The following is a 25100-nucleotide window of genomic DNA, read 5'->3' on the forward strand; positions in this document are numbered from 1 at the left end:
GTGCCCCCTTTCGCGACCGTCGCCGCGTACGTCCCGCCCGGTGTCGGCATGCTCGCCGTCGGGATCGTCTCCGAGGTCTTCGGCCCGCACGGGCAGGGCCTGCCCGGCTTCGACTTCGCCCTGTGCGCCGAGCGGCCCGGGCCGGTCCCCACCGACATCGGGGTGCCGCTGGCGATCGAGCACGGGCTCGACCGGCTGGCCGCCGCGGACCTGGTGATCGCCCTGCCGGGGGCGGGTTTCCGTACGCCGCCAGGTCCCGCGGTGCTCGGGGCGCTGGTCTGCGCGTATGAGGGCGGCTCCGTGCTCGCGGCCCACTGCGTCGGCACGTTCGCGCTCGCCGAGGCCGGGCTGCTCGACGGGCTGCGGGCCACCACGCACTGGCGGTTCGCCGAGCTGCTGGCCCGCCGCCATCCGGACGTCGCCGTCGAAGCGGACGCCCTGTACATCGACGAGGGGAGGATCGTCACGGGCGCCGGAGCCGCCGCCGGCTTCGATCTGTGCCTGCACCTGCTGCGCCGGGAGCACGGGGCCGCGATGGCCAACGGCGTGGCCCGGGACATGGTGCTGCCCTCGCACCGCGACGGCGGGCAGGCCCAGTACCTGGCCGCCCCCGTCCCCGAGGACTGCCGGGACGAGCGGCTCTCCGAGGTGCTCGCCTGGGCCCGTGACCACCTCCACGAGCCGCTTCCCGTCACGGAGCTGGCCCGCCGCGCCATGATGAGCAAGCGCTCCTTCGCCCGCCGGTTCACCGCCGCGACGGGCACCACCCCGCACGCCTGGCTGCGGAACCTCCGGCTGAGCAGTGCGGAGGAGCTCCTGGAGAGCACGGACCTGCCCGTCGAGGAGATCGCCCGCCGGGTGGGCTACGGCAGCGCAGCGGTCCTGCGGGAACAGTTCGTACGGCGCAGGGGTGTCCCGCCCCGCTCCTACCGCCGCTCCTTCACGAGCACGCCCTGACCGTTGCCGCGGGGCCCCTCTCGGCGGTAGGGCCCTGTCCTATGATCGTTCCCGTGACCTCCGCACTGATCCTCATCGACCTGATGCCCCGCATCATCGGCATGCCGGTCGCCCCGCACTCCGGTGACGAGGTACTGGCCCGCTGCCTCCGGCTGGCCGAGGCCTTCAGGGCGAACGGGCGCCCCGTGGTGCTCGTCCGGGTGGACCGGCCCGGCGTCGCCGAGCAGCCGCCGGGCAGTGGCTTCGCCGACGGTCTGGTGCGGCCGGGCGACGTACTGATCGTGAAGCACACCGTCGGGGCCTTCCAGGACACCGGCCTGGACGAGCGGCTGCGCGGCTTGGGCGTGGACACGCTGGTGCTCGGCGGACTGGTCACCACGATGGGGGTCGAGTCCACGGCGCGGGCCGCGAGCGACCTCGGCTACGAGCTGGAGTTCGTGGCCGACGCCATGTCCGGTTTCGCCGCCGACGAGCACGCGTTCGCGGTGGAGCGGATCTTCCCCAGGTTCGGCGACGTGCACAACACGGCGGATTACACCTGATCACGATGAAGGACCGGACCTGCCGAAGCACCGACCCAAGCGCGGCCCGAAGCACTGTGCGCAGCCTCCCGTGAACGAGGTGAGCGAACGGACCGGGCCCGCGACCGTCCGCGTGTTCATCGCCCTCGCCCCGCCCGACGACGCGAAGCAGGAACTCGAGCGCGAGCTGGGACCCGCGTACGCCGCGTACCCGCACATGCGGTGGAACCGCATCGAGGACTGGCACATCACCCTGGCGTTCCTCGGCGAGCTGCCCGTCGAGGCGGTCCCGCTCCTGCGGCCGCCGCTCGCGGAGCTCGCGGCGGCGCGCGGTCCCGTACGCCTGGCCCTGCGCGGGGGCGGCCACTTCGGTGAGCGGGTGCTCTGGAGCGGGATCGACGGGGATCTCGACGGGCTGCACCGGCTCGCCGCCGATGTCCGCACCGTGGTCAAGGAGTGCGGCATCCCCTTCGAAGACCGGCCGCTGCGACCCCATCTGACGCTGGCCCGCGCCCGCCGGAACGACGCCGACTCGGCGGTGGAGGCCGCCGCGGGACTCGCCGGGTTCTCCGGCCGCCACTGGCGGACGGAGCGCCTGCACCTGGTCGGCAGCAACATCGGCCGCGGTCCGGGGCCGATCCACTACCGCGACATCGAGGCGTGGAACCTCCGCGGCGGGGAGCAGCCCGGAGCGGACCACTGGGAGGACTGAGCGAGAGGCGGGCGGCCTCCGCTCGCGACCGCAAAGAAAATTCCCTTGACGCAAAGCTACTTAGCGCTAAGCTACTTCCTGGCAATCTAATCAGGGGGAGATCGACGTGATCAAGGGCATGCGCGAGGAACGGGTGGCGGGCGAACGGTCGCTGCTCCTCGGAGTGGGAATCAGCGCGATCGGGATCGGGATGTACATCCCCTTCTCGCTCGTCTTCTTCCACCACGTCACCGGCCTCTCCTTCGCCCTCGTCGGCATCGTGCTGACGGTGACCGGCCTGGCGGGGCTCGCGGTCATGCCGCTCGCCGGTTCGGCCGTCGACCGCTTCGGAGCCAGGAAGGTCAACCTGCTGCTCTACGCGGTACGGGCCCTGGGCTTCGCCCTCTACCCGTTCGCCGGGTCGCTCCCCGCCTTCGCCGCCGTCGCGCTGATCACGGCCCTCGCCGACCGCTCCTTCCCCATCGTGCAGCAGTCGCTCATCGGGGAAGTGGCCCGGGGCGGCGCACGCGACCGCCTCCAGGCCTCCATCCGGGCCCTGCAGAACGCGGGCATGGGCGCCGGCGCCCTGGTCGTCTCCGGGGTCCTGGCCCTGTGGGGCACGGAGGGGTTCACGTACACCGCCTGGGGCAACGCGGTCGCCTTCGCGCTCGCCGGACTGCTCGTCAGCCGTGTGCGGCCGGTACGGGACCTCGTGAACGGCGAGCCCGGCACGGGCGGCGGCGCACCCGCCTCGGCAAAGCGTCCGCCCGCGGGCTACCGGATGGTGATCGCCGACCGGCCCTTCCTCGGCCTGACCGCCACCAACTTCCTGACCGCGCTCGGGTACTCGGCCCTGTCCGTCCTCTTCCCCCTCTACATCACCACCTGGCTGCACGGGCCCGATTCCCTGACCGGTGCGGCCTTCACCGTCAACACCGCCCTCTGCGCCGGGATCGGCGTCCTGATCGCCGGCCGGGTCCGCCGCTCCGGAGCCCGGCGCACCCGCTCCGCGGCCCTCGGGGCACTGCTCTTCGCCGCGGCCTTCGTGGGGCAGATCGTGCTCGGCACGGTCCGGCCCGGCCAGACGGCGACCCTGGTCGCCCTGCTGGTGATCGTGGTGGTCTACACGGTCGGCGAACTGGTCCACAGCCCCTCGGGCGGCGCCCTGTCGGTCTCCGCCGCGCCCGAGGCCGTACGCGGCCGCTACCTCGCCACCTACCAGCTGTCGTACTCCCTGGCCACCGCGCTGGCCCCGTCCCTCTTCACGGGGCTGCTCGCACTCGACGGCCGCCTGCCCTGGGCGTTCCTGACGGTCGCCGCGCTGGGCGCCGCGCTCGCCCTGACCCGGCTGGAGCGCCACCTCCCGGCGGAGGCGGTCTACGCAGTCCCGCCGGCGCCGGCCTCAACTCCGGCCCCCGCGGCCTCCACCCGCGAGCCGGCCACCACGGCCTCCGCCTGAGGGAACCCCGCAGCCCGCCCGGTCACGGCCTTCCCCGGGAAGCCGCGCTCAGGCGGGCTGCCACAGTTCGATCCGGTTGCCCTCTGGATCGGTGACCCAGCCGAACCGGCCGACCCCGTCCATGTCCTGGGTCTCCGGGGCCACGTCCGCTCCCTTGGCGCGCAGCTGCGCGAGCATCGCGTCCAGGTCGCGGACGCGGAAGTTGAGCATGGTCTGCTGGGCGGGGGACCCGAAGTAGTCGGTCCCGGACTCGAACGGCGCGAACACCGTCGGCCCGGCCGCCTGACGCCACAGACCGTGCTCGTCCGAGTCCAGCCCGAGGCAGTCCCGGTACCAGGCGCCCAGGGCCCCCGGATCCGCGGCCCGCACGAAATACCCACCGATCCCCTGCACACGTTCCATGCCGCGATCCTGCCAGGGTCCCCCGCGCACAGGACCGCGAAAACGCCGAGTTTCCCGAAAGGCAGGTCCCACCCGTGCGACCGGACATCACGCTGACGGCTGCGGCGACAGCCACCTCCCCCGCCCTCCACCTTCGCCCCTGGCGGGCGCAGGACGTTGCCGCCCTCGTCGAGATCCACCGGGACCTGGGCCGGTGGGCGGGGACCCGGCTGGAGAGCGAGGACGACGGGCTGCGGTGGGTGCGGGACCAGGAGCGGCAGTGGGCCGGGGGTTCGCGGTTCGGCTTCGCCGTCCTGCGCGACGTGCCCGGCGGTCCGCAGCCGCGGTTGGTGGGCAGCGTGGCGGTGAAGGAGGTCTTCCCCGGCAAGGCTTCCGCCGAGGTCGGGTACTGGACCTCGGCTCCGGCCCGCGGGCAGGGGGTCGCTCCCCGGGCCCTGGAGGTGGTCACCGCCTGGGCCTTCGATGCTTTCCGGAGCCGGGGGCTGGAGCGGCTCGAACTCCTCCACCAGGTGGACAACGCGGCGTCCTGCCGGGTCGCGGAGAAGGCCGGCTACGGGTTCGAGGCCGTCCTCCCGGCCCTGCCGCCCGACTACCCGCTCGACGGTCACCTGCACGTGCGGCGCCCCGCGCACTGAGTGGGCTCAGCCGTGGGCGGGTCCGGCCGTCAGGGTGGCGTGGAAGCGGTAGCGGTCGGCTCGGTAGACGACGCGGTTGTACTCGCAGGGCCTGCCGTGCTGGTCGTAGGTGAGCTGCTCGATGTGGAGTACGGGAGCCCCCTCGGGCAGGTCGAGGAAGGGGGCCGTGTCCGGGGTGACGAGCGAGGAGTGGACGGTGTAGCTCGCGCGGGTGGGGACGATGCCGCGTGCGGTGAGCTCCGCGTACAGCGAAGCGGTGGTGTAGTCGGCGTCGCCGATGCCCGGGGCGCGCTCGGCCGGGACGAGGGTGACGGAGCGGCACATGACAGCGTCGTCGAAGAGCCGCACCCGGTCCAGCTCGAAGACCTCCGCCCCGGGCAGTACGTGGAGGGTGTCCGCCTCCTCGAAGTCCGCCGGGCGCAGCCTCGCCGCGAACACGCGCGCGGTCGGGGTGAACCCGAGCCGGCGGCCGTACTCCTTGAGCCCGCCGATCAGTTCCGAGGTGTGCTCGAACGCCGGGACCGCCGCCGCGCCGGCCGCGACGTGCCAGCCCGCCCGTTCCGCCGACCCGACCCGGCCCTCTTCCTGGAGCGCGTGCAGCGCTTTGCGGAGCGTGACGCGGCTGACGCCGAGGCGCTCGCAGAGGTGGCGCTCCGAGGGGAGGCGCGTACCGGGGGCGAGGCTCCCTGCGGCGAGGGCGTCGGCGAGCGCGTCGCGCGCCTGCACGTGGACGGGGCTCGACCCGTCCCGGAGGACGGGCCGCAGGTCGAGGGGCTGGTTCACCCCTCCAGTATCACCGCGGCAGACCGTAGCCGAACCAGAAACAGACCAGAGGGACTAGTCCCCTGACGGGACGATCCAGTCGTGGGGCCCGTAACCGCGGGACCTTCGACCGAGTTCGCGACTCTTCAGCGTGGTCTACTTTTGGTCTATATCTGGTTCATACACCACGGGAAGGAGCGCACGGGATGAGTGACCACGCGCCGCGGATCAGTCTGGCCACGGGCAAGCTGACCGCCCCGTCCCGGCAGCAGTGGATCGTCGAGACGGCATGCCGGGAGGGCTACGTCTCCCTCGAACGGCTCCTCCGCGACCTGGAGGTCAGCGCGATGACCCTCCACCGCGACCTGCGCCTCCTGGACTCCCGGGGCCATGTGCGCCGGGTCCGCGGCGGCGCGGTCGCCCCCTGGGTGACCCCGGGCTGACGAAGACGAACGCCGCCCGCGGCCCCCTCGGGACCACGGGCGGCGCATCACGCCCTGCTGCCGGCAGCGGCAGCGTCGGCGGCGACTAGTCGGTGCCGAATTCCATCGCGGCACGGTCCAGCAGCTCGTCGTCGCCGGAGGTCTCGCCGCGCGAGGCGATGGCCTCCGCTCCACCCTCGGGCATGGCGCCGATCAGGCCGGAGCCGGGCGCCTCGACGGCGCCGATCAGGGCGGGGTGCGTGGTGCCGACGATGCCGAGGCCCGCGTACTGCTCCAGCTTCGCGCGGGAGTCGGCGATGTCGAGGTTGCGCATGGTGAGCTGGCCGATGCGGTCCACCGGGCCGAACGCCGAGTCCTCGGTGCGCTCCATGGAGAGCTTGTCCGGGTGGTAGCTGAACGCCGGGCCCGTGGTGTTCATGATCGAGTAGTCCTCGCCGCGGCGCAGGCGCAGCGTCACCTCTCCGGTGATCGCCGCACCGACCCAGCGCTGCAGGGATTCGCGGATCATCAGCGCCTGCGGGTCCAGCCAGCGGCCCTCGTACATGAGGCGACCGAGGCGGCGGCCCTCGTTGTGGTACTGGGCGACCGTGTCCTCGTTGTGGATCGCGTTCACGAGGCGCTCGTACGCGGCGTGCAGCAGGGCCAGGCCCGGAGCCTCGTAGATGCCGCGGCTCTTGGCCTCGATGATGCGGTTCTCAATCTGGTCCGACATGCCCAGGCCGTGGCGGCCGCCGATGGCGTTCGCCTCCATGACCAGGTCGACGGCGGAGGCGAACTCCTTGCCGTTGATCGTGACGGGGCGGCCCTGCTCGAAGCCGATGGTCACGTCCTCGGTGGCGATCTCGACCGAGGGGTCCCAGAACCGGACGCCCATGATCGGGTCCACGGTCTCCACACCGGTGTCGAGGTGCTCGAGGGTCTTCGCCTCGTGGGTGGCGCCCCAGATGTTGGCGTCGGTGGAGTAGGCCTTCTCGGTGCTGTCGCGGTAGGGCAGCTCGTGGGCGAGCAGCCACTCCGACATCTCCTTGCGGCCGCCGAGCTCGGTCACGAAGTCCGCGTCGAGCCAGGGCTTGTAGATGCGCAGGTGCGGGTTGGCGAGCAGGCCGTAGCGGTAGAACCGCTCGATGTCATTGCCCTTGAAGGTCGACCCGTCGCCCCAGATCTGGACGTCGTCCTCCAGCATCGCGCGGACCAGCAGCGTGCCGGTGACGGCGCGGCCGAGCGGCGTGGTGTTGAAGTAGGCGCGGCCGCCGGAGCGGATGTGGAACGCGCCGCAGGCGAGAGCGGCCAGGCCCTCTTCCACGAGCGCCGCACGGCAGTCGACCAGGCGCGCGATCTCGGCACCGTACGCCGTGGCCCGCGCGGGCACCGACGCGATGTCGGGCTCGTCGTACTGGCCGATGTCGGCGGTGTAGGTGCAGGGGACGGCACCCTTGTCGCGCATCCAGGCGACGGCGACGGAGGTGTCGAGGCCTCCGGAGAAGGCGATTCCGACGCGCTCGCCGGTGGGCAGGGAGGTGAGAACCTTTGACATGGGATGAGTATGCGCGATGATGCATGATCATGCAAAATGCGGGGCCTACGACGCTCCGGGCACCGGGCGGGCGTGCGGTCATTCTGACGCGCTGCCGCCCGGGCGGCGAGTCCGGCGGAGCCCCCTGGGACCGCCCCGCCGGACCACGGCGCGAGGTGGTTCAGCCTCACGCCGACGGGGCGAACGGGCCCCCGGCGGCGAAGGCGTGGCGGGCGAAGTTCTCGGCGATGCGCACGTGACCCGCGGAGTCGGGGTGCAGGTCGTCCGGCAGTGGCAGCTCGGCGTGGTCCGAAGCCCCGTAGAGCTCGCGGCCGTCGAGGTAGTGCAGGTGCGGGTCCTCGGCCGCCCGCTGCGCGACGATGGCGGCGAGGGCCTCGCGGATGACGCCCAGCGCCAGGCGCCCGGCGGCCCGTTCGGCCGGGTCGCCCAGCGCCTTGAACCGCAGGGTCCCGGTGCTGAAGTCGGGGGCGAGGGGGCCCGGGGTGTCCTCCTGGATCGGGCACAGGATGGGTGACACCACGAGGAGCGGCGTCGTCGGATGGCCCTCGCGGAGGGTGTCCAGGAAGCCGTGGACCGCGGGGGCGAAGGCGCGCATCCGCATCACGTCCAGATTGACGATGTTGATGCCGACCTTGACGCTGATCAGGTCGGCGAGGGTGTCGCGCATGGCGCGGGCCGTGAAGGGGTCCAGCAGGGCGCTCCCGGAGAAGCCCATGTTGCGCAGGTCCACCGCACCCTGCGCCGCGGCCAGCGCCGGCCACGTGCCGGTGGGGCGCTCGGCGTTCGAGCCGTGGCTGATCGAGCTGCCGTGGTGCAGCCACACCCTGCGGCCGTCGTCCGGCGCCGGGGTGACGGGGGCGTCGGTGCGCAGCGCGATGAGCTCGGTGACCTCCGTGTGCGGCAGCCAGATCTCGACGTCCTTGTCCCGCGCGGGGAGATCCGCGAAGCGGGCGGTGCCGGGCGGCCCCTCTGCGAGTTCGACCGCCTGGGTGGCCAGGTCCTGGGTGCGGACCCGGCCGCCGGGCACGGTGGCCCGGGCCGTGAGCACGCCGTCGACCACGAGGTCGTACGAGCCGTCCGGCGGGACCGGGAAGCCCCGGTAGGCCCGCTTCGTCGGCAGGGCGTCCAGCTCGATGACGGTGGCGCGGGTACGGAAGGCCAGGCGCACGCCGGACGGTCGGGCCTCGGCCGTGGCCAGCTGGTCGTCGGGGATCTGCGGGCGGACCCGGGCGGGCAGCCGGTGGGGCAGCAGCCCGTGCGCGGTGCGTTCCACGTCGGCCGCGCCGCGCAGGAGGTCCTCGGTGACCGGGGTGGTGACGGATGGGGTGGCAGGTGTGTTCATCGCCTCGGCCTCGTGATCGGGGGATTGCGGGTCTCGGGGTGCGCCCCCGTGCCGGCGTGCCGGCGCAGGATGTCGCTCAGGACGTCGGCCAGTTGCGCAGCATCGCGTCGAGCGAGTCCACGATCCGGTCCCAGGACTCCTGCGGGTCCACGGCGGTGTGATTGAAGCCGCCGCCCAGCTCCAGGCTGACGTAGCCGTGGAAGACGCTGCCGAGCATCCGGACCGCGTGCGTCTGGTCGGGTTCCGTCAGGTCGTAGCCGCGCAGGATCGCCCGCGTCATCTGGGCGTGCCGGACGCCCGCGCTGGCGGCGGCCGTCTCGGGGTCGAGCCGGAGCCGGGCGGCGTCGTAGCGGCCGGGGTGCTGCCGGGCGTAGTCCCGGTAGGCGTCCGCGAAGGCGGCGAGGGCGTCCTTGCCGGCCCGTCCGGCCAGGGCGGCCGCGACCCGGTCGGCCAGCTCCTCCAGGGCGAAGAGCGCGATCCGGGTCTTGAGGTCCTGGGAGTTCTTCAGGTGCGAGTAGAGGCTCGCGACCTTGACGTCGAACCGTCGGGCGAGCGCCGAGACGGTCACCTGCTCGAAGCCGACCTCGTCGGCGAGCTCCGCCCCCGCCCGGGTCAGCCGCTCGGCGGTCAGTCCTGCTCGAACCATCATGTGCCTCCTAGCTGGCGATAGTCATTATGTATTTGCCTAAAACTTTTAGGCAAATTAGCCTGCCGCTCATGAAGCCGTTGACCGAGCAAGAGATCCGTTCCGCCTTCGTGAACTGCACCAAGGGCGAGGCCAAGCGCCTGTCCGTTCCCCGCGACCTGGCCGACCGCCCCTGGGCCGACCTGGACTTCCTGGGCTGGTGGGACCCCAAGGCCCCCGAGCGCGCCTACCTCGTCACCGAGCTGGACGGCCGCCCGGTCGCCCTCGCGCTGCGCTCCTCCGGCGTCGCCTCCTCCCAGGCGCGGCGCAGCATGTGCTCGCTGTGCCTGACCACCCACACCGGGGGCGTCTCCCTGATGGTCGCGCCGAAGGCGGGCAAGGCCGGGCAGCAGGGCAACACGGTGGGCGCGTACATCTGCGGGGACCTCGCCTGCTCGCTCTACGTACGGGGCAAGAAGGACGCGGGCCCGGACGGGCGGCTCCACGAGTCGCTCACCCTGGAGGAGAAGATCGAGCGGACGGTCGCGAACCTCGCCGGGTTCATCGCCAACGTCACGGCCTCCCAGAGCGTCACGGCTACGGCCTGAAGCGCGGCCTGGAGTACGGCCTGAAGCACCGCTCCCCCGCTCCGTTACTCCGTACGAGCCCTCTTCGGTGCCCGTTCGGCCCCATGGGCCGAGTTCATGATCATCGGGCTGGCCGGAAATCGTTTTGATGCTGCCATCCGGCCGAAGGCGATCTGGGAGGGCTGCGTGGCGCGCATGCTGTCATCGACACACCGTGGAGGACTCCGGCGACGGGGCAGGACGTGGAGCGTCGCCGGGGCGGTGGTCGGGGCGGTCTTCGTCGTCGCCGCCGCGCCACAGGCGGCGACGCGGTCCGGTGACGGACAGCAGGGCGGCGGCGCACCGGCGGGCTCCGTCGAGCTGCTGGTCGGCCGGGTGCTGGACGACGGGGGCCGGCGGTGCTCTATGGACGCCTTCCGGGCCGGCCTGTGCGGCGGACTGGAGCAGCAGCTGGTCCGGGCCACGGCCAGCGGAGCCGGTTCCGTGGTCCGTGATCCCTCGTCGCGCGGCGCGGCCCGGGCAGCGGCGCACACCGTCGTGCTGCCCACCGACGCGGCCGGCCCCCTGGAGATCGCCCTCGCCGGACCGGGCCTGCTCACCTACGTCACCGTCCACGACGGCCACGGCCGCTACGTGGGCGGCGCCCTGGGCGCCCACGGGCACCACTGGAGCAACACCGAGCCGCTGCGGGCCGGTGAGACCTACACCGTCCGGGTCGGCGCCCAGGACGCGGCGGGTACCCCGGTCGGCGTGACCATGGCGTTCCGGACCTCGGCGACGGCGTCGGCGACGGACGACCGGCTCACTGCCGAGTTCGGGCCCCGGCCCGGAACGTACGGGGCCGGACAGATCGTGACGGCCTCGCTGAGCCACCCCGTCCCGGCCACCGACCCGGCGGCGCGGGCCCGGCTGGAGCGGGCCCTGCAGGTCACCTCGGAACCGGCGGTGGAGGGGTCATGGCACTGGGTCGACGACTCGACCCTGCACTACCGGCCCCGTACCTACTGGCCCGCCCACGCCGTGGTGAACGTGGTCAGCGGTCTCGACGGGGTGGAGGTCGGGGAACGGCAGTACGGCGGTTCCTCGGAGTCCCTGCGGTTCACCGTCGGGGACCGGATCGAGGCGGTCACCGACGCCGCCGAGCACGAGATGACCGTACGGCGCAACGGCCGGACCGTGCGGACCATCCCGGTGACCACCGGCAAGGCGGGCTTCCTGACGCGCACCGGCATCAAGGTCGTGCTCGGCAAGGAGCGCAAGGTGCGCATGCGCGGGGACACGGTGGGCATCAAGCGCGGGACGAGCGAGTTCTACGACCTGCCGGTCTTCTACGCGACGCGGGTGACGTGGAGCGGGGAGTACGTGCACGCCGCGCCCTGGTCGGTCGACGCGCAGGGCGAGGAGAACGTCAGCCACGGCTGCACCGGAATGAGCACCGCCGACGCGGCCTGGTTCTTCGACACCGTGCGGGAAGGGGACGTGGTCTCGGTGGTCAACAGCGGCGGTGAGCCGATGGCACCCTTCGCCAACGGGTTCGGGGACTGGAACCTCGACTGGGACGACTGGCTGGCCGGCAGCGCACTGGGCGCGGCCACCGATGCCCCGCTCGCGAACGCCGCCGCGCTCGCGTCGGCGCACGGCCCGTCCCGGCTGTCCCCCCTCACCTGACGGCGCCCTCCCGACGGGGCTGCAGGCCATGCAGGACCCCCCAGGCCTCGGCCGGCGGGGGTCCTGCATGGCCTTCGCCTTGAAAGGATCACTTCAACGCGATCACGGCAGCGAGCAGGGAGCCGAACCCCACGACCACGCCGGCAACGGTCCAGAACAGGGTGCTTCGCCACCAGCGCGAGTTGAGCCGTCCGCCGGACCCGCCACCCTCAGAACCCTGAATCGAGGGGCTGCCTGGCGGCAGAGTGGTCCCGCCGGAGCTGGTCAAGGTGACCGGGGAATTGTCCCCGACCCGAATGTTGAACACCTGGACGTGACCCAGCTTGGCCAGATCCGATACGCGCTGCTCGTCGGCCTGCACGTGACCCTCCCCGAGACGGTTGGTGGCCGTCTGCTTCGGGAGGGGCCGCCTGCAACGAGGGCAGCAACCTCAACGAAGACAGACGGAGCTGCCTACAGACACAGCCCCGCCACTGTGCGCCGACGTATGCGTCAGCTGTCGTTGAGGTCGCAGAACATCACAACCAAGTATTGCCAGCGGGTCCCAGCGGTAGCTGGGTTCGAACGTGCACGAAAAAGCACGCTCGAGCAGAGAGGGACAGTGCGCCATCCCTCGACGCTCCCCTTACCACTCGGGGAGAGAGTACAACGAGCGCCCCCTTGGTCCAACTCTCCAGCTCAGAGCCCCAGTTACATCCCACGAAACATGACCAGAAGAAGGGTTCGGGTGGCCCCAACACGGTGCCCCGGCCCGCCGGGGTGGCTCAGGGGCCCGTGCGGCGGGCTGCGGCGTACGCCGTGAGGGCGGCCGCGAGGTGGCGGGCCCCCGCGGGGTCGGTGGCGTCGTGGCCGGTGAGCAGCCGGATGCGGCCCAGCCGGTAGGTCAGGGTGTTGCGGTGCACGGTGAGGGCTTCGGCGGCCTCGGCGCGCCGGTAGCCGGACGCGATGAACTCCCGCAGCGTGGCGATCAGATGGGGCTGGCCGTCCAGGGGTGCCAGGACACGGGCCAGGGCGTCGCGGGCGGGGCCGGGCTGCACGAGCTGGTACTCGACGGCGAGGTCGGCCAGCCGGTAGAGACCCGGCGGGCGCCCCAGGTCCTCGGCCAGGGAGAGCACTTCGGAGGCCTCGGCCTGGGCGCGCGGGATCGAGCCGTGGTCCTCGGCGACGGCGGCCGCCGCCGTGCACCGCAGTTCGGCAGCCGTGTCGAGCCGGGCGAGCAGCCGCCGGGTCGCGCCGTCCGGCCCGGAAGGGAGGGGAGGGCCTGGCGGGCCTGACGGGCCGGGAGGGGCGGCCGGGACCAGGAGGACGCCGCCTTCGCCCTTGAAGGTGGCCAGCACCTCGGGGTTGCCGTCCAGTTCGGAACGCAGGGCGCGCAGGATCCGGTTGGTCGCGCCGCCGGGTGCCTCGGGCAGCCGCAGGACGACCACCTCGTACCGTTCGGCGAGGGTACGGCCGTACCGTTCGGCCGCGCGGCGTGCCGGGCGGCCCGCGAGCAGGACTCCGGCGAGGTTCCGGCCGTGTTCGCGCTGTTCCCAGTCGAGGTCGGCCTGTTCGCGCAGGTAGGCCTCAGCGACCTTGGGCATGACCTCACCGAGGAACGCCAGCAGGCCCGTGACCAGGGCGTACGGATCGGCCACGGGGTCCGGGCCGGCCACGGCGAGCTCCCAGGCCCGGCGGGCGCCGAGCGGGTAGACCCGTAGCACCGCCTCCAGGGGGACCCCGTCCCGGGCCCGTTCGGCGCCCCAGGCGACGGGGGCGGCCAGCTCTGCTTCGGTGGGTGCCCGTCCTTCGGCGACCGTGGTGAAGAACAGGTTCAGTACGGCTTCGGTGTTCGCGACGAGGTCTCCGCCGAGGACGCTGTCGGGCAGCAGCCGGTAGGCGGGGATGTCGGCGGTCAGCCGGGCGACGGTCTCGGCCGCCATCTCCGGTATCCGGGGCAGCAGCGCGGCGGCGAGCTCCCTAGCGGCCGCGGCTTCCCCGTCCGCCGGCCCTCCCTCCGATCCGTCCGCCGACCCGCCCGATGCAACGCCAGATGTCCCGCCCGCGTCGTCCATCCCCGCATTGTCACCGCGCACAAACGCGGGAGGAAGCATTCTGCGCGTACCGCCAGGGGACAGGGGCGGCTCGCCGGAGCATTCTGTGCAGTCCGACCAGTGCTGACTTCTGGTCAGCCCCTCCGTCAGACCCCCGTCAGGAGATGTCGTATGGCTCGCCGTACCCGTGCGTCGCGCACCCGCACCCTGCTCGCCAGGGCCGCCCTCCCGCTGGCCCTCCTGCTCGGCGCCGCCTTCCCGGCGAACGCCGCCACCGAGGGCGTCACGGGAGGCGGGGTCAACGACTTCTCCTGCCGGCCGAGCGCCGCGCACCCCGAGCCCGTGGTGCTCCTCCACGGCACCTTCGCCACCTGGTACGAGGACCTCAACTTCCTCCAGCTCGACCTCGCCGCCCGCGGCTACTGCACCTTCGCCCTGACCTACGGCGCCTACGACGGCTTCCCGCTGGTCGGCGGCCTCAAGCCGGTGGCCGTCTCGAACCTGGAGATCAAGGAGTACGTGGAGAAGGTGCGCGGCGCGACCGGCGCGGACAAGGTCTCCGTCGTCGGCCACTCCGAGGGCGGGCTGCAGGCCCTCTACCTCGCCAAGATGCAGGGCATCCAGCCCCACATCAAGGCGGTCGTGGCCATCGCTCCCCCGACCCACGGCACGAACGCCGCCGGACTGCTGGACCTGGGCGACAAGCTGATCGGCCGGGCGACCATGGAGAAGATCGTGACCACGGTCGGCATCCCGGTGCTCGCCGACGAGGTCCCCGGCGGTCCCGCGATCCTGGCGCTGAACGACGGTCCGGTGGCCCAGCCCGGGATCGCGTACACCATCATCACCTCCCGCTACGACGAGCTGGTGACCCCTACCGAGACGGCGTTCGTCCGCGAGCCGGGGGTCAGGAACCAGTACGTGCAGGACTTCTGCCCCTTCGACCCGGTGGGCCACATCGGCGAGGCCTACGACCTGAACGTCTGGCACATGGTCCGCAACGCCCTCGACCCGCGCCGGGCCACCCCGATCCTGGTGTGCGCGGTCGGCTCGCCCGGCTAGGGGGTGTTTTAGGGAAGCGGTCCGCCCCGGGCCGTGAGCCACAGGGAGTACCACTCCTCGTGGCCCAGGTCCGGGGCGCGCAGCGCGGCGTCGCGGCAGGCCCGGATGCGCTCGGGGCGGCCGGTGCCGATCACGGGGGCGATCCGGGCCGGGTGGCGTTGCAGCCACCACAGCAGGATCGCCTCCGGCGTCGTGTCCTTCGCCTTGGCCAGCGCGCGCAGGTGCTCGGCGGTCGCGTGCTCCCCGACGCTCGACTCCCGTCCGGTGAAGCGCCCTTGGGCCAGGGCCCCGTAGGCCTGGAGGCGGACCGCGTTCGCCGTGCAGTACTCGACGGTGCCGGCCGGGAAGCCGACGGCCGCCGCGGCCGGGGTGTTCACGAGGACCCCGTCCTCGAGCCAGTCCCGCCGGTGCAGGCTCATCTCCAGCTGGTTGGCGACCAGCGGGAAGTCGAGGTGGCGTTGCAGGTGGGAGCACTGGGCGGCGTTCATGTTGGACACGCCGAACTGCCGCACGAGGCCCTGGCGGTGCAGCGAGGTGAGTGCCTCGGCGATGTCCGCCGGGTCGGCCAGCGGGTCGGGCCGGTGCAGGAGCAGGACGTCGATCACGTCGGTGCGCAGCCGGGTGAGGCTCTCCTCGACGCGGCGCAGGATGCTCGCGCCCCGCAGGTCGTAGATGCCGGGGCGGTCGCCTTCGGCGAGCCGGATCCCGCACTTGGTCTGCAGGGTGATGCGTTCGCGCAGGCCGGGAGTGCGGGCGAGCACTTCGCCGAAGACTCCTTCCGCCTTTCCGTGGCGGTAGATGTCCGCGTGGTCGAACATCGTGATCCCGCTGTCGAGGGCGGCCTCGATCACCGCCTCCGCCTCGTCGATGTCCTCGGCCCGGTACGGGCCGGGCTCCCAGCTCCCGCCGAGAGCCATGCAGCCGTAGATCAGCCGGGTGTCGCCTGTCACTGGTGCCGTGATCGCCATGCGGTCACCCTACGAGGCGGAGGCCTTCCACAGCACCCGCTTGCCGTCCACGATCACCAGCTCTCCGGAGGGACGCAGGAGCAGGCGCGCGCCGGGGTGGCCGCTGGTCCCGCTGGACCAGACGGCGGCGCCGTCGGCGTCGCGCACGAGCAGTTCGCCGTCCTGGGTGAGCACGGCGTCGTGCCCGACGCCACCCGTGTACGCGCGCCAGGTGCGGGTGCCCGCGGTGTCGAGCAGGGCGAGGTCGCCCGTGGCGTCGAGGGTCAGCCGGGCCTTCCCCCCGTCGAGGACGTCGCCGGGGCGCAGGACGGAGCCGGTGTGGAACTCGATGGAGGCGTCGAGCTCCCCCTTGGCCAGGCCGCGCAGGACGGGGAGGGAGGGGCTGAAGGCGTAGACCGAGCCCTCGGTGCGCACGAACCGGCCGAAGTAGAGGGTGTTGGCCCGGCTGCCGGTGCCGTCCGCCGAGGGGGTTTCGAAGGCGATGGGCGAGTCGGGGCCGATCACCGGGTCGCAGCCGGTGCGCGGGTTGCGGCCGGCGGGGAACTCGGGGTCGTTGATCCACTTGCGCATCACCAGCTCGAACTGTCCCACCAGGTCCGACTGGTGGCAGACGAAGACCAGCCCGCGCGGGGCCTGCGGACCGTGCTCCTCGCCGAGTTCGGGCTTGTAGACGGCGCCGTACGGGATTCCGCGCCGCATCAGGCGCCGCGCGTCGAGCTCCGCCTGGGTCACGGGGGGACGGCCCGGGGTGAGGACGAGGCCGCCGCGGGGGTTCCCCTTGCGGATGTGCGCGAACAGCGGCATCTGCCAGCCCTGCGGGTCCTGGCTGTAGTCGAGTCCGATGTCGGGGTGCTTGCCCGGCACGGGCAGTTCCTCTGCCGCGGGGCACAGGGCGACCGGCATGCCGCCCGGCCAGCGGCCCATCAGGCGGGCCCCGAGCCATTCCCGGCCGGCGTCGGCGGGAGCGGCTCCGGCGCGCTGGAGTTCGGCGAGGCGCAGGGCGACCTGGGTCCACCAGCCGGGCACGTCCTGCGCGAGGCGGCGTACCACCTGGAAGGCGCCGCCGGTGGCCCAGGCGGGCAGGCCCGTGGGGCGCTTGTTCACCCGCTCGGGACCCACGACGAACTCGCCGGCGGGGATCAGCCGGGTTCCGGGCTTGCCCAGCACGCTGGCGGGATCGGCGGGATCGGGCTCGTCGAAGCCCCGTACGCCGGGCTGGCTGATGCAGTCGAGGAAGCCGAAGTGCTCGTGCCCGCGCAGCGCGCCGGGGAGAGTGGCTCCGTCCTGGCGGAACAGGACCGTTCCGCCGGCCTCGGCCATGCCCGCGTGGTGCTCGGCGACGGCGACGGCGAGGCGTTCGGGCTGGTCGGCGGCGAGCGTGAGGACGGCGTGCACCGCGCGGCCGGGCTCCTCGGCGCCGAACAGCCAGGACTGCGGGGCGCTGGTGCCGGTGTCGCCGATCTGCTGCGCGCGGGCGGCGGACCCCTGGGTGAAGGCCTCGGCGCTGGAGCCGGGCGGAGCGGCGGGGAAGGGTTCCTTGCCCGCGAACAGGCGCAGCCCCGGATGGGTCAGGCCGATCCCGGTCCACAGGGTGGCCATGGAGGCGGGGTCGATGCCGCCGCTGCGTCGGCGGGCCCGGCTGAATGCCTGGTTGAAGCGGCCCACTTCCTCGGTGGTGGAGATCGACGGCAGCAGCCCGGTCAGCCAGTGCCTGGCCTTGTCGGCGTCGCCGAAGTGGAGGAACAGGAAGCAGGCGTGGTCCTTGCGGAACCCGGCGAGGATGTCGCCCTGCGCGGTGCGGTCGGTGCGCAGCGGAAGGGCCGCGGGGGCGGTGTCCCGCCGCGCGGGCTCCGCGGCCGGGGTCTCGGCGGCCCGGGCCGCGGGCGCGAGGCCCGTGGTCAGACCGGCGGCGGCGAGGGCCGCCGCCTGGACGACGGTCCTGCGGGCGGGTCCGGCGTGGGGGCAGCCCGGGGGCGGCGACGGGACGAGGGCCATCGGCTTGCTCCAAGTGGCGAGGGGGCGAGGGGAAAGAGGTACGGAGAGCGGCCGGGGTCAGCGCGCCGGCGCCGGGGGCGCTACGGAGCCGCTCGTGGTGACCTCGAAGCGGGTGCCGTGGCCGGCGGGGCCGGCGGGCACCCTGCCGAGGGCGCGGCCGGGCTTCCCGTTCCCGTGCCCGTAGTGGCGAAGGCCGAGGAGCGGGCCTGCGATCACGGCGCGGGCGACTCCGGGACGGGACATGGGCGCCCTTACGTGGGGAGAAGGGGGAAGCGGGAGGAGGGAATCGGAGAAGAGGGGTGGGTGTCTCGAACTCCGCGGGCCGTCATGAGGGCCGTCCGGGGCAGGGCCTCGGGGAAGGCGGTCCGCCCTGGCTGAGCGCCGCCCGGACCGGGCGCCGTGCGAACGGCCGCGCGGCGTCCTTCGCGAAGAGGGCGGCGCGCGGGAGGGAGAGGGCGGCGGCGACAGCCATGGGGACGGGGACTCCTCAGTGCGGGGGCCGACGGGCAGCACGTGCTGCCAGTGATCAACACACTCGGTGATCAACGCCGTGCGCGCGCGCCGGGGCCACCGATGGGGTGACGGATCCCTGGCGGACCGTCACCCGGACGCATCAGGGCGGGGGCTGTCGCCCCGTCGGGGGGCGCAGGGCCGGGGCACGGCACTCGGGGCGCGACGCAGGACCGTGCAGGACAGAGCCCCGGGGCAGAGGACTCCGGACGCGACGCAGGACCGCGCAGGAGGGAGGGCCAGGGCAGAGGACTCGGGACCCGACGCAGGACCGCGCAGGAGGGAGGACCGAGGCAGAGGACTCGGGACGCGACGGAGGGCCGAGGGGAGGACGCGTACGAAGGGAAGGGCCTGGCGGGGCGAGAGCCCGGCGCGGCGAGAGCCCGGCGCGGCGAGAGCCCGGCGTGGCGAGGGCCCGGTCAGGCCTCGGCCGTGAGCGTTCGCCGGTAGGTCAGCCCGGGGCTGCCGTTCAGGACGGTCTCCCCCACCACCGTGAACCCGGTCCGCCGGAGGACCGCCGCCGATGCCGGGTTGTCCAGGGCCGCGGACGCGGTGAGGACGCCGAGCCCGTACTCCGCGGCGGCGATCCGGCAGACCTCCCGGACGGACGCGGTGGCCGCGCCGCGGCCCGCCGCCCGTTCGCCGATCCGGTAGCCGAGGTCGGCGGCGCCGTCCGCCAGGTCCACCAGGTTGACGCGTCCGATCAGCTCCCCGGCACCGTCCAGCACCACGTGGAACCGGCACGCGCCCGTGTCCTGTTCCGCGAGCAGGGCCCGGTGCCGGTCGGCGAACTCCGCGAAGTACGCGTCCCCCCGGTCGGGTACGGAGCGGGCGAAGTACGTCCGGTTGTCCCGCTCGAAGGCCAGCAGGGCGTCTTCGTGATCGGCCCGCAGGCGTTCGAGTCGCAGCATGCCGGGCAGGATATACGGGCTGCTCGGACGGGTGCCGAGAGTTTCGGGGGCCTCCCGCGGGCCTCGCGGGGACATCGCGAAGGGGCGGTGGGGGCCGAAATCCGCGGCTGCTGTCCGGGTGTTGTGCGAGCGTAGGGGCGACCGGTCCTGTCCGGGGGGGCGGGGACGACAACCGAGCAAGGGGTGGGGAATGAAGGCAGGAACAGTCACCACGGGCATCGCGGCCGCCGTGGTCGTGACGGCGGGCCTGACCGGCTGTACGGCCGGGGCCTCCGTGGGCAAGAAGGCGGCGGATTCGGCGGAGACGCTGGTCGCGCGGCTGACGAAGGTCTCCGACGAGGCCTCCAAGGCGGGCTCGGCCGAGGTCGAGATGAGCGTGACGATGCCCGACACGGGCGGCAAGCCGGTCCAGGTCAACGGCACCTACTCCTGGGGCAACGGCCTGGCGATGGAGGCCGAGATGCCGGCCGCGGACCTGCAGATGCAGGACCTGGTCGCCGACGGCACGATCACGTACCGGCTGGTGCAGGGGGCGTACTACTACGGCATCGACCCGGCGCCGAGCGGCCCCTTCGCGGGCAAGACCTGGCTGAAGCTCGAGGCCTCGGCCGTGCTCGGCGAGCAGGGCGCCGCCGGGATGAGCGCGGGCAACAACGACCCGACGGCCGGGCTGAAGTCGCTCAAGTGGGCCAGCAACGTCACCGAGGTCGGCCGGGAGGACGTCAACGGGAAGAGCTCCGTCCACTACCGTGCCACGGTTCCGGTGGACAAGATGGGCGACTCCAAAGCGGTCTTCGGCGCCGTGGGCGGGGGCGGTGCGACCGAGCTCGTCTCGGACATCTGGGTCGACGACAAGGGCATGCCCTCGCGGCTGAACCAGGTCTTCGGGAACGTCACCGTCGACATCGACTTCCTGTCCTTCGGCGTGGCCAAGGACATCGCGATCCCCCCGGCCGCCGACACGGCCGACCTCACCGAGGCCGTCAAGAACGGCGGCGCGGCGCAGGGCTGAGGCGCCCCGGGGCCCGGCACGCGGTGCGTGCCGGGCGGTCCGTTTCCTACACTGGGCCTGCCCCGGCGCATCGCCCCCACGCCACCCCGCAGGTACGAAGGACTCCCCCATGGAAGCCGAGACGGCGAACGCCACCGACGCCTACGGCATCCCGGTCATCCCCGCTTCCTCCGACGCCGTCCGGCGCAAACGCCGGGCGATCGTGGACGCGGCCGCCGCGGAGTTCCTCGCCGAGGGGTACGCGGCCGCCTCCATGGACGCGATCACCGGCCGCTCGGGGGTCTCCAAGGCGACGCTCTACAAGCATTTCGGCACCAAGGAGCGGCTGTTCCTCGCCACCATCGGCGGCATCCTGCGCGAGACCTGCGCCGGACTCGAACCGGACGGCTCCGCCCTCGTGGAGGCCGCCGATCTGCGCGCCGCCCTGATCGCCGTCACCGGCGACTGGGCCGCGGTCCTGCTGCGGCCCGACGTCATGGCGCTGCGCCGTCTGGTGATCGGGGAGATCGGCCGCTTCCCCCAGCTGGGCCGGCTCTGGTACCAGGTCACGTACGACATGTTCAACGGCCCCCTCGTCGAGGCCCTCGCCGAACTCGGCCGGCGCGGAAGGCTCCACGTCGTCGACCCCGAGCTCGCCGTCCGGCAGCTCGTGGCCGCCACCGTCGGCGTCCCGCAACTGGTGCACACCTTCGCCCCCGGCACCGAGACCGACCGGGCGGAGCTGACCCGCGTCGTCACCTCGGGGGTCGACCTCTTCCTGGCCCGCTACGCCCCTCCCCGAGGGGCGTCGACAGGGTGAAGTTCCGCGGAATTTAGCCCCGGTGACGGATGCTGCGCCACGGACGGTCACCGGTCGCGTACAGACTGCTTCCGAGCGTGCGGGAGTTGGCCCGCCGGCGGATCGGGGGCGGGCCTGATGGAAGAGTTCGGCAGGCGCCGGTTCCTGGCCCGGGCAGCGGGAGCCGCCGGGGCCTTCGGCGTCAAGGCGCTCACCGGTACCGCGGCGGCCGCGACCGGCGCGGCCGAGGATGCCGCGAGCACGGCCGGGTACGTGGACGTGCAGCTGCTCCACATCACCGATCTGCACGGCTACCTCTCCGCCGCCCCGGCCCGGGATTCCGTCATCACCGGCGCCGGCGGCCGTACGTACGAGGTCGGCGGGGTCGCCTTCATGGCCACCCATCTGGCCCGGTTGCGGGCCGGACGGGCCAACTCCTTCTTCTTCGCGCCGGGCGACCTGTTCTCCGGCTGGGACTATCCCGCCTTCACCCTCGCCGACGAGCCGACCATCGAGGCCCTGAACCGGCTCGGCCTGGACTTCGCGACCGCCGGGAACCACGAGTTCGACCGCACGCCCGGCTTCCTGCGCCGGCACATGGAAGAGGGGATCCCCTACGACGGGGCGGGCGTGACCAACACGTTCCCCGACTCCGGCGGGGCACCCTTCCACGGCGCCGACTTCCGCTACTACAGCGCCAACGCCGTGTCCGCGACGACCGGGGAGACGATGCTGCCCCCGTACCACGTCGAGTACGTGGACGCGCCGGGCGGGCGGCGGCTGCCCATCGGGTTCATCCACCTGACGGTCGTCGGCACCGAGACCTTCGGGAACTCCTTCCAGCCGGGCCTGGCCACCGTGGACCAGCTGAGCTCCGCCAACCTCTGCGCCGCCCGGCTCAAGGCACACGGGGTGGGCGCCATCGTCCTGAGCATGCACGACGGGGCGGTGGCGGGCAGCGACTTCGATTCCGGCAGCGAACCCAGCGGTCCGGCCTACGAGCTGGCGCTGCGCGTGTCCCCCGACATCGACGCGATCGTCACCGGCCACTGGCACTGCGCCTTCAACATGATGCTCCCGGGCCCCGACGGACGGCCGAGGCCCTTCGTCGAGGCCGGCTGCCACGGGCAGATCATCGGCGAGATCAATCTGCGGCTCGACGCGGACACCGGTACGGTCGTGCGCGCGCTCACCAGCTCCGTCAACCACCCCAACACCCGTGACGTGGAACCCGATCCGGTGCTCAAGGAGGTCGTCGACCACTGGACCGGCTTCGCGCAGCGGCACGGGGCGCGCGTCATCGGACGCCAGCGCGCCTCCTTCCGCCGCCGGCTCTCCCCGGCCGGGGAGTCCACCATGGGCAACCTCGTCGCCGACTGGGCGCTGTGGGCGGCCCGTCAGGAGCCCGACTCCTTCGACACGAGCCCCCGGCCCGCGCGCTCGGGCGCGGACCTGGCGCTCATCGCGGTCGCCCCGCGCGTGGGCCGCAGCGTGATCAACACCGATCTGCTCGCCGGGCCCGCCCTGGACGATCCGGTCAGCTTCGACCGGGCCTGGCGCGCCGTCGGCTACGGGTGCCCGCTGGTCAGCGTCGAGGTGAGCGGACGCCGGCTCCACGACGCCCTGGAACAGCAGTGGGCGCTGGACGCCTCCGGTGTGCTCACGTACGCCCCGCTCGCGGTGTCGGACAACGTCCGGTACTCCTTCGACGCGGCGGGGCCCGTCGGGGACCGGGTGACGCCGGGCGACGTGCTCGTCGACGGCGCTCCGCTGCGGCCGGAGGCCTCGTACCGGGTCGTGACCACCTCGTACACGCTCACCGGTCAGGACGGCTACCCGGCCCTCGGCGACCACCGGGAGCCCGCCCGTCACCGGCGGGACACGGACAGCTTCCCGGCGTACGTCGCGGCGATCGGCACCCTGGAGGCCGTCTCCACGGGCCGGGTCTCCGTGAAGCCCTCCCCGCTCTCGGATCCCCCGGGCCGCGAGGGGCTGCTCGTGACCCCGGCCGATCCGGTACCGGGAGTGCCCGCGCCCGTCGCGGCGGAGGAGGAGGCCGCACGGGACGCCGGGCGCCGGCCGGTCTGCTGAGCGGGCGCCGCCAGGCGGCTCGGGCTCCGCTCCGTCAGGGGCCGAGCGGGAGCGTGGCGACCAGGCGGGCCCCCTTCGGGGAATCCCGGACGGCGAGGGTGCCCCCGAGGCGCAGGGCGATGTCGCGGGCGATGGCCAGGCCCAGGCCGGTGCCGCCCTCGTCGCGGGCGCGGGCGTCGTCGAGCCGGGTGAAGCGTTCGAAGACCCGTTCGCGGTCGGCGGGTGCGATGCCCGCGCCGTCGTCGGTGACTTCGAGGACGGCCTCGCCCCGGGACGCGTCCTCGCGTAGGACGACGGTGACGTGCTGCTCGGCGTGCCGGCCGGCGTTGTCCAGCAGGTTGGTGACGAGCCGCGACAGCCAGATCGTGCTGCCGCGGACCTCGATCCCGGGGGCGATGTCCGCCCGGACGGGGACCCGCTCTCCCCTGCGCGTACGGGCCGCTTCGCGGACCACCTCGGTGAGGTCGACGGCGGCGGCCGGCGGCGGCTCCGAGGTGTCCAGGCGGGCCAGCAGGAGCAGGTCGGCCGCCAGGTCCTGGAGCCGTACGGTGTCCTCCAGGGCTCCGCTGACCAGCTCGCCCCACAGCTCGGGATCCGGGTGGGCCTGCGCGACCTCCAACTGGGTGCGGAGCACGGTGATCGGGCTGCGCAGTTCGTGCGAGGCGTCCGCGATGAAGCGGCGCTGGCGGATGCCGGCGGCCTCCAGCCGGTCCAGGGTGGCGTTCATGGTGACGGCGAGCCGGGCCACCTCGTCGCGGGTGGCCGGAACGGGCACGCGGCGGTGCAGTTCGCGGTCGCCGATCTCGGCGACTTCGGCGCGGATGGCCTCGACGGGGCGCAACGCCCAGCCGGTGACCCGCCAGGTGATCAGGGCCACGACCAGGACGAGCAGCGGGACCACGACGGCCAGCACCGCCACGATGGTCTCGTCGGCGGTGTCGGCGTCCCGCAGCGAGGTCCCCGCGTAGACGGTGACCAGGCCGTTCGCGGTGACGGTGGTGACCTGCACGACGCGCTGGCGGTGTTCCTGCCGGACCCGGCCGCCCTTCCAGGTGCCGCGGACGGTCCCGGGTGCGACGGGCGGTTCGGGGACGAGGGCGGGGCGGCCGCGCAGGTTGGGGCTGGCCGCGATGACGCGGCCCCGCGCGTCGACGACCTGGACGAAGTCCGTGCCGCGCCCCGGGGGCGGTACGGGCTCCAGCCGGCCGGTGGCCGCCAGCGCGGCCACCTGGACGGCCTGCCGTTCGACATCGGCCTCGGCGCTCATGGTCAGGTTGGTCTCCAGGGCGCCGAGCAGGGCGAAGGAGGCCAGACCGAGGGCAAGGGCCACCACGGCGGACGCACCGAGGGTGGCCTGGGCACGGACGGACCGCGGACGGAGCCGTGACACGGCCCGGCGCAGCCGGCGGGCGAGGGACAGGCCGGGCTCAGCCACCGTCGGCCGCCAACCGGTATCCGGCGCCCCGGACGGTCTCCACCGCTGCCCGGCCGAAGGGCGCGTCTATCTTCCGGCGCAGGGCGCTGACGTGGACCTCCACGACGTTGAGGTCCCCTTCGTAGGCGGTGTCCCAGACGTGGTCGAGGATGTCCCGTTTGGGTACGACCTCTCCCGCCCGGCGCGCCAGGTGCAGCAGGACGGCGAACTCGCGCGCGGTGAGCCGGGCTTCGACGCCGCCGCGCGTGCAGCGCTGCCGGGCGGGGTCGACGTGGAGGTCGCCGAACTCCATGACCTGCGGGCTGCGGCGGCCGGTGCGCCGGATCAGGGCCCGCAGGCGGGCCACGAGGACCACGTAGGAGAAGGGCTTGGAGAGGAAGTCGTCGGCCCCGGTGTCGAGCGCCTCGGCCTCGTCGTACTCGCCGTCCTTGGCGGTGAGCATGAGGATGCCGGACTCGCAGCCGGCCGCGCGCAGCCGGGCGCAGACCCGGTAGCCGTTCAGGCCGGGCAGCATGATGTCGAGCACGATGGCGTCGTAGTCGTGTTCGCCGGCCATCCACAGGCCTTGCGGGCCGTCGTGTGCCGTGTCCACGGTGAAGCCCTCGGCCCGCAGACCACGTTGCAGGGCGGCGGCCAGCCGCCGCTCGTCCTCGACCACCAGTACGCGCATGGGGCAAGG

25 protein-coding genes are annotated in these 25100 nt (G+C 73.3%); 12 read left to right on the plus strand and 13 right to left on the minus strand.

Annotation, left to right across the window (positions count from 1 at the left end):
- The first annotated feature begins 48 nt into the window (after positions 1 to 48).
- The 4 genes from ACZ60J_RS02045 to ACZ60J_RS02060 all read left to right on the plus strand — a co-directional run bounded on the left by ACZ60J_RS02045 (position 49) and on the right by ACZ60J_RS02060 (position 3628).
- The gene (locus ACZ60J_RS02045) at positions 49 to 957 is read left to right on the plus strand and encodes a GlxA family transcriptional regulator (RefSeq protein ID WP_469679086.1); all 909 of its coding nucleotides are present in this window, start codon (positions 49 to 51) and stop codon (positions 955 to 957) included.
- Positions 958 to 1010: 53 nt separating this feature from the next.
- Positions 1011 to 1499: an isochorismatase family protein gene (locus tag ACZ60J_RS02050; RefSeq protein WP_469678173.1), complete on the plus strand. Its 489-nt coding sequence runs from the start codon at positions 1011 to 1013 to the stop codon at positions 1497 to 1499.
- A gap of 79 nt (positions 1500 to 1578) precedes the next feature.
- Positions 1579 to 2190 (plus strand): RNA 2',3'-cyclic phosphodiesterase, encoded by a 612-nt coding sequence (gene thpR / locus ACZ60J_RS02055; RefSeq protein ID WP_469678175.1) that lies wholly within the window; start codon positions 1579 to 1581, stop codon positions 2188 to 2190.
- Between the two features lie 106 nt (positions 2191 to 2296).
- Positions 2297 to 3628, plus strand: coding sequence for an MFS transporter (locus ACZ60J_RS02060; protein WP_469678177.1), 1332 nt, complete (start codon positions 2297 to 2299; stop codon positions 3626 to 3628).
- Positions 3629 to 3676: 48 nt separating this feature from the next.
- Here ACZ60J_RS02060 and ACZ60J_RS02065 read toward each other — a convergent pair whose 3' ends face one another.
- The gene (locus ACZ60J_RS02065; RefSeq protein ID WP_469678179.1) at positions 3677 to 4030 is read right to left on the minus strand and encodes a VOC family protein; all 354 of its coding nucleotides are present in this window, start codon (positions 4028 to 4030) and stop codon (positions 3677 to 3679) included.
- Between the two features lie 74 nt (positions 4031 to 4104).
- On the opposite strand from ACZ60J_RS02065, the gene ACZ60J_RS02070 reads away from it, so the two are divergent.
- Positions 4105 to 4665, plus strand: a complete 561-nt coding sequence (locus ACZ60J_RS02070) for a GNAT family N-acetyltransferase (RefSeq protein WP_469678181.1) — start codon at positions 4105 to 4107, stop codon at positions 4663 to 4665.
- A gap of 6 nt (positions 4666 to 4671) precedes the next feature.
- Here the strand turns inward: ACZ60J_RS02070 and ACZ60J_RS02075 are convergent, their stop codons facing one another.
- Positions 4672 to 5448, minus strand: coding sequence for a GntR family transcriptional regulator (locus ACZ60J_RS02075; RefSeq protein WP_469678183.1), 777 nt, complete (start codon positions 5446 to 5448; stop codon positions 4672 to 4674).
- 185 nt (positions 5449 to 5633) lie between these two features.
- On the opposite strand from ACZ60J_RS02075, the gene ACZ60J_RS02080 reads away from it, so the two are divergent.
- Entirely contained in the window at positions 5634 to 5870 is a 237-nt protein-coding gene (locus tag ACZ60J_RS02080; protein WP_469678185.1) for a DeoR family transcriptional regulator, read from the plus strand.
- Between the two features lie 85 nt (positions 5871 to 5955).
- Here the strand turns inward: ACZ60J_RS02080 and argG are convergent, their stop codons facing one another.
- The 3 genes from argG to ACZ60J_RS02095 all read right to left on the minus strand — a co-directional run bounded on the left by argG (position 5956) and on the right by ACZ60J_RS02095 (position 9392).
- A complete protein-coding gene (gene argG / locus ACZ60J_RS02085) occupies positions 5956 to 7404 on the minus strand; it encodes an argininosuccinate synthase (protein ID WP_469678187.1) in 1449 nt (482 codons plus the stop codon).
- A gap of 166 nt (positions 7405 to 7570) precedes the next feature.
- Positions 7571 to 8746 carry a GDSL-type esterase/lipase family protein gene (locus tag ACZ60J_RS02090; RefSeq protein ID WP_469678189.1) on the minus strand — a complete coding sequence of 392 codons (1176 nt, stop codon included), beginning with the start codon at positions 8744 to 8746 and terminating at the stop codon, positions 7571 to 7573.
- Between the two features lie 76 nt (positions 8747 to 8822).
- Positions 8823 to 9392, minus strand: a complete 570-nt coding sequence (locus ACZ60J_RS02095) for a TetR/AcrR family transcriptional regulator (RefSeq protein WP_469679087.1) — start codon at positions 9390 to 9392, stop codon at positions 8823 to 8825.
- A gap of 71 nt (positions 9393 to 9463) precedes the next feature.
- On the opposite strand from ACZ60J_RS02095, the gene ACZ60J_RS02100 reads away from it, so the two are divergent.
- Together ACZ60J_RS02100 and ACZ60J_RS02105 are read left to right on the plus strand one after the other, a co-directional pair.
- Positions 9464 to 9979 carry an FBP domain-containing protein gene (locus ACZ60J_RS02100; RefSeq protein WP_469678191.1) on the plus strand — a complete coding sequence of 172 codons (516 nt, stop codon included), beginning with the start codon at positions 9464 to 9466 and terminating at the stop codon, positions 9977 to 9979.
- Between the two features lie 240 nt (positions 9980 to 10219).
- The gene (locus ACZ60J_RS02105) at positions 10220 to 11626 is read left to right on the plus strand and encodes a L,D-transpeptidase (protein WP_469678192.1); all 1407 of its coding nucleotides are present in this window, start codon (positions 10220 to 10222) and stop codon (positions 11624 to 11626) included.
- A gap of 88 nt (positions 11627 to 11714) precedes the next feature.
- Here ACZ60J_RS02105 and ACZ60J_RS02110 read toward each other — a convergent pair whose 3' ends face one another.
- Entirely contained in the window at positions 11715 to 11987 is a 273-nt protein-coding gene (locus tag ACZ60J_RS02110; RefSeq protein WP_469678194.1) for a hypothetical protein, read from the minus strand.
- Between the two features lie 403 nt (positions 11988 to 12390).
- Entirely contained in the window at positions 12391 to 13719 is a 1329-nt protein-coding gene (locus tag ACZ60J_RS02115) for a PucR family transcriptional regulator (RefSeq protein WP_469678196.1), read from the minus strand.
- A 111-nt stretch (positions 13720 to 13830) separates the two neighbouring features.
- Between ACZ60J_RS02115 and ACZ60J_RS02120 the strand changes: the two genes are divergently transcribed.
- A complete protein-coding gene (locus ACZ60J_RS02120; RefSeq protein WP_469678198.1) occupies positions 13831 to 14721 on the plus strand; it encodes an esterase/lipase family protein in 891 nt (296 codons plus the stop codon).
- Between the two features lie 8 nt (positions 14722 to 14729).
- Here ACZ60J_RS02120 and ACZ60J_RS02125 read toward each other — a convergent pair whose 3' ends face one another.
- The 4 genes from ACZ60J_RS02125 to ACZ60J_RS02140 form a co-directional block, all read right to left on the minus strand.
- Positions 14730 to 15689, minus strand: coding sequence for an aldo/keto reductase (locus ACZ60J_RS02125; protein WP_469678200.1), 960 nt, complete (start codon positions 15687 to 15689; stop codon positions 14730 to 14732).
- Between the two features lie 9 nt (positions 15690 to 15698).
- Positions 15699 to 17684, minus strand: a complete 1986-nt coding sequence (locus tag ACZ60J_RS02130; RefSeq protein ID WP_469678202.1) for a Dyp-type peroxidase — start codon at positions 17682 to 17684, stop codon at positions 15699 to 15701.
- A 57-nt stretch (positions 17685 to 17741) separates the two neighbouring features.
- Positions 17742 to 17927 (minus strand): hypothetical protein, encoded by a 186-nt coding sequence (locus ACZ60J_RS02135; protein WP_469678204.1) that lies wholly within the window; start codon positions 17925 to 17927, stop codon positions 17742 to 17744.
- A gap of 686 nt (positions 17928 to 18613) precedes the next feature.
- Positions 18614 to 19105 carry a GNAT family N-acetyltransferase gene (locus ACZ60J_RS02140; RefSeq protein WP_469678206.1) on the minus strand — a complete coding sequence of 164 codons (492 nt, stop codon included), beginning with the start codon at positions 19103 to 19105 and terminating at the stop codon, positions 18614 to 18616.
- A gap of 190 nt (positions 19106 to 19295) precedes the next feature.
- Here ACZ60J_RS02140 and ACZ60J_RS02145 point away from each other — a divergent pair, with 190 nt between their 5' ends.
- From ACZ60J_RS02145 to ACZ60J_RS02155, 3 genes are all read left to right on the plus strand, one after another.
- Entirely contained in the window at positions 19296 to 20117 is an 822-nt protein-coding gene (locus tag ACZ60J_RS02145) for an SCO4651 family lipoprotein (protein WP_469678208.1), read from the plus strand.
- 109 nt (positions 20118 to 20226) lie between these two features.
- Complete coding sequence (locus ACZ60J_RS02150) at positions 20227 to 20916, plus strand: TetR/AcrR family transcriptional regulator (RefSeq protein WP_469678210.1); 690 nt, start codon at positions 20227 to 20229, stop codon at positions 20914 to 20916.
- A 117-nt stretch (positions 20917 to 21033) separates the two neighbouring features.
- Positions 21034 to 22986 (plus strand): bifunctional metallophosphatase/5'-nucleotidase, encoded by a 1953-nt coding sequence (locus ACZ60J_RS02155; protein ID WP_469678212.1) that lies wholly within the window; start codon positions 21034 to 21036, stop codon positions 22984 to 22986.
- A gap of 34 nt (positions 22987 to 23020) precedes the next feature.
- Here the strand turns inward: ACZ60J_RS02155 and ACZ60J_RS02160 are convergent, their stop codons facing one another.
- Together ACZ60J_RS02160 and ACZ60J_RS02165 are read right to left on the minus strand one after the other, a co-directional pair.
- Positions 23021 to 24421, minus strand: coding sequence for a sensor histidine kinase (locus tag ACZ60J_RS02160; protein ID WP_469678214.1), 1401 nt, complete (start codon positions 24419 to 24421; stop codon positions 23021 to 23023).
- The gene (locus ACZ60J_RS02165) at positions 24414 to 25091 is read right to left on the minus strand and encodes a response regulator transcription factor (RefSeq protein WP_250743198.1); all 678 of its coding nucleotides are present in this window, start codon (positions 25089 to 25091) and stop codon (positions 24414 to 24416) included. The genes ACZ60J_RS02160 and ACZ60J_RS02165 overlap by 8 nt, the downstream gene beginning before the upstream one ends.
- Positions 25092 to 25100: the final 9 nt, after the last annotated feature.

The organism is Streptomyces sp. NPDC104226, from assembly GCF_055584085.1.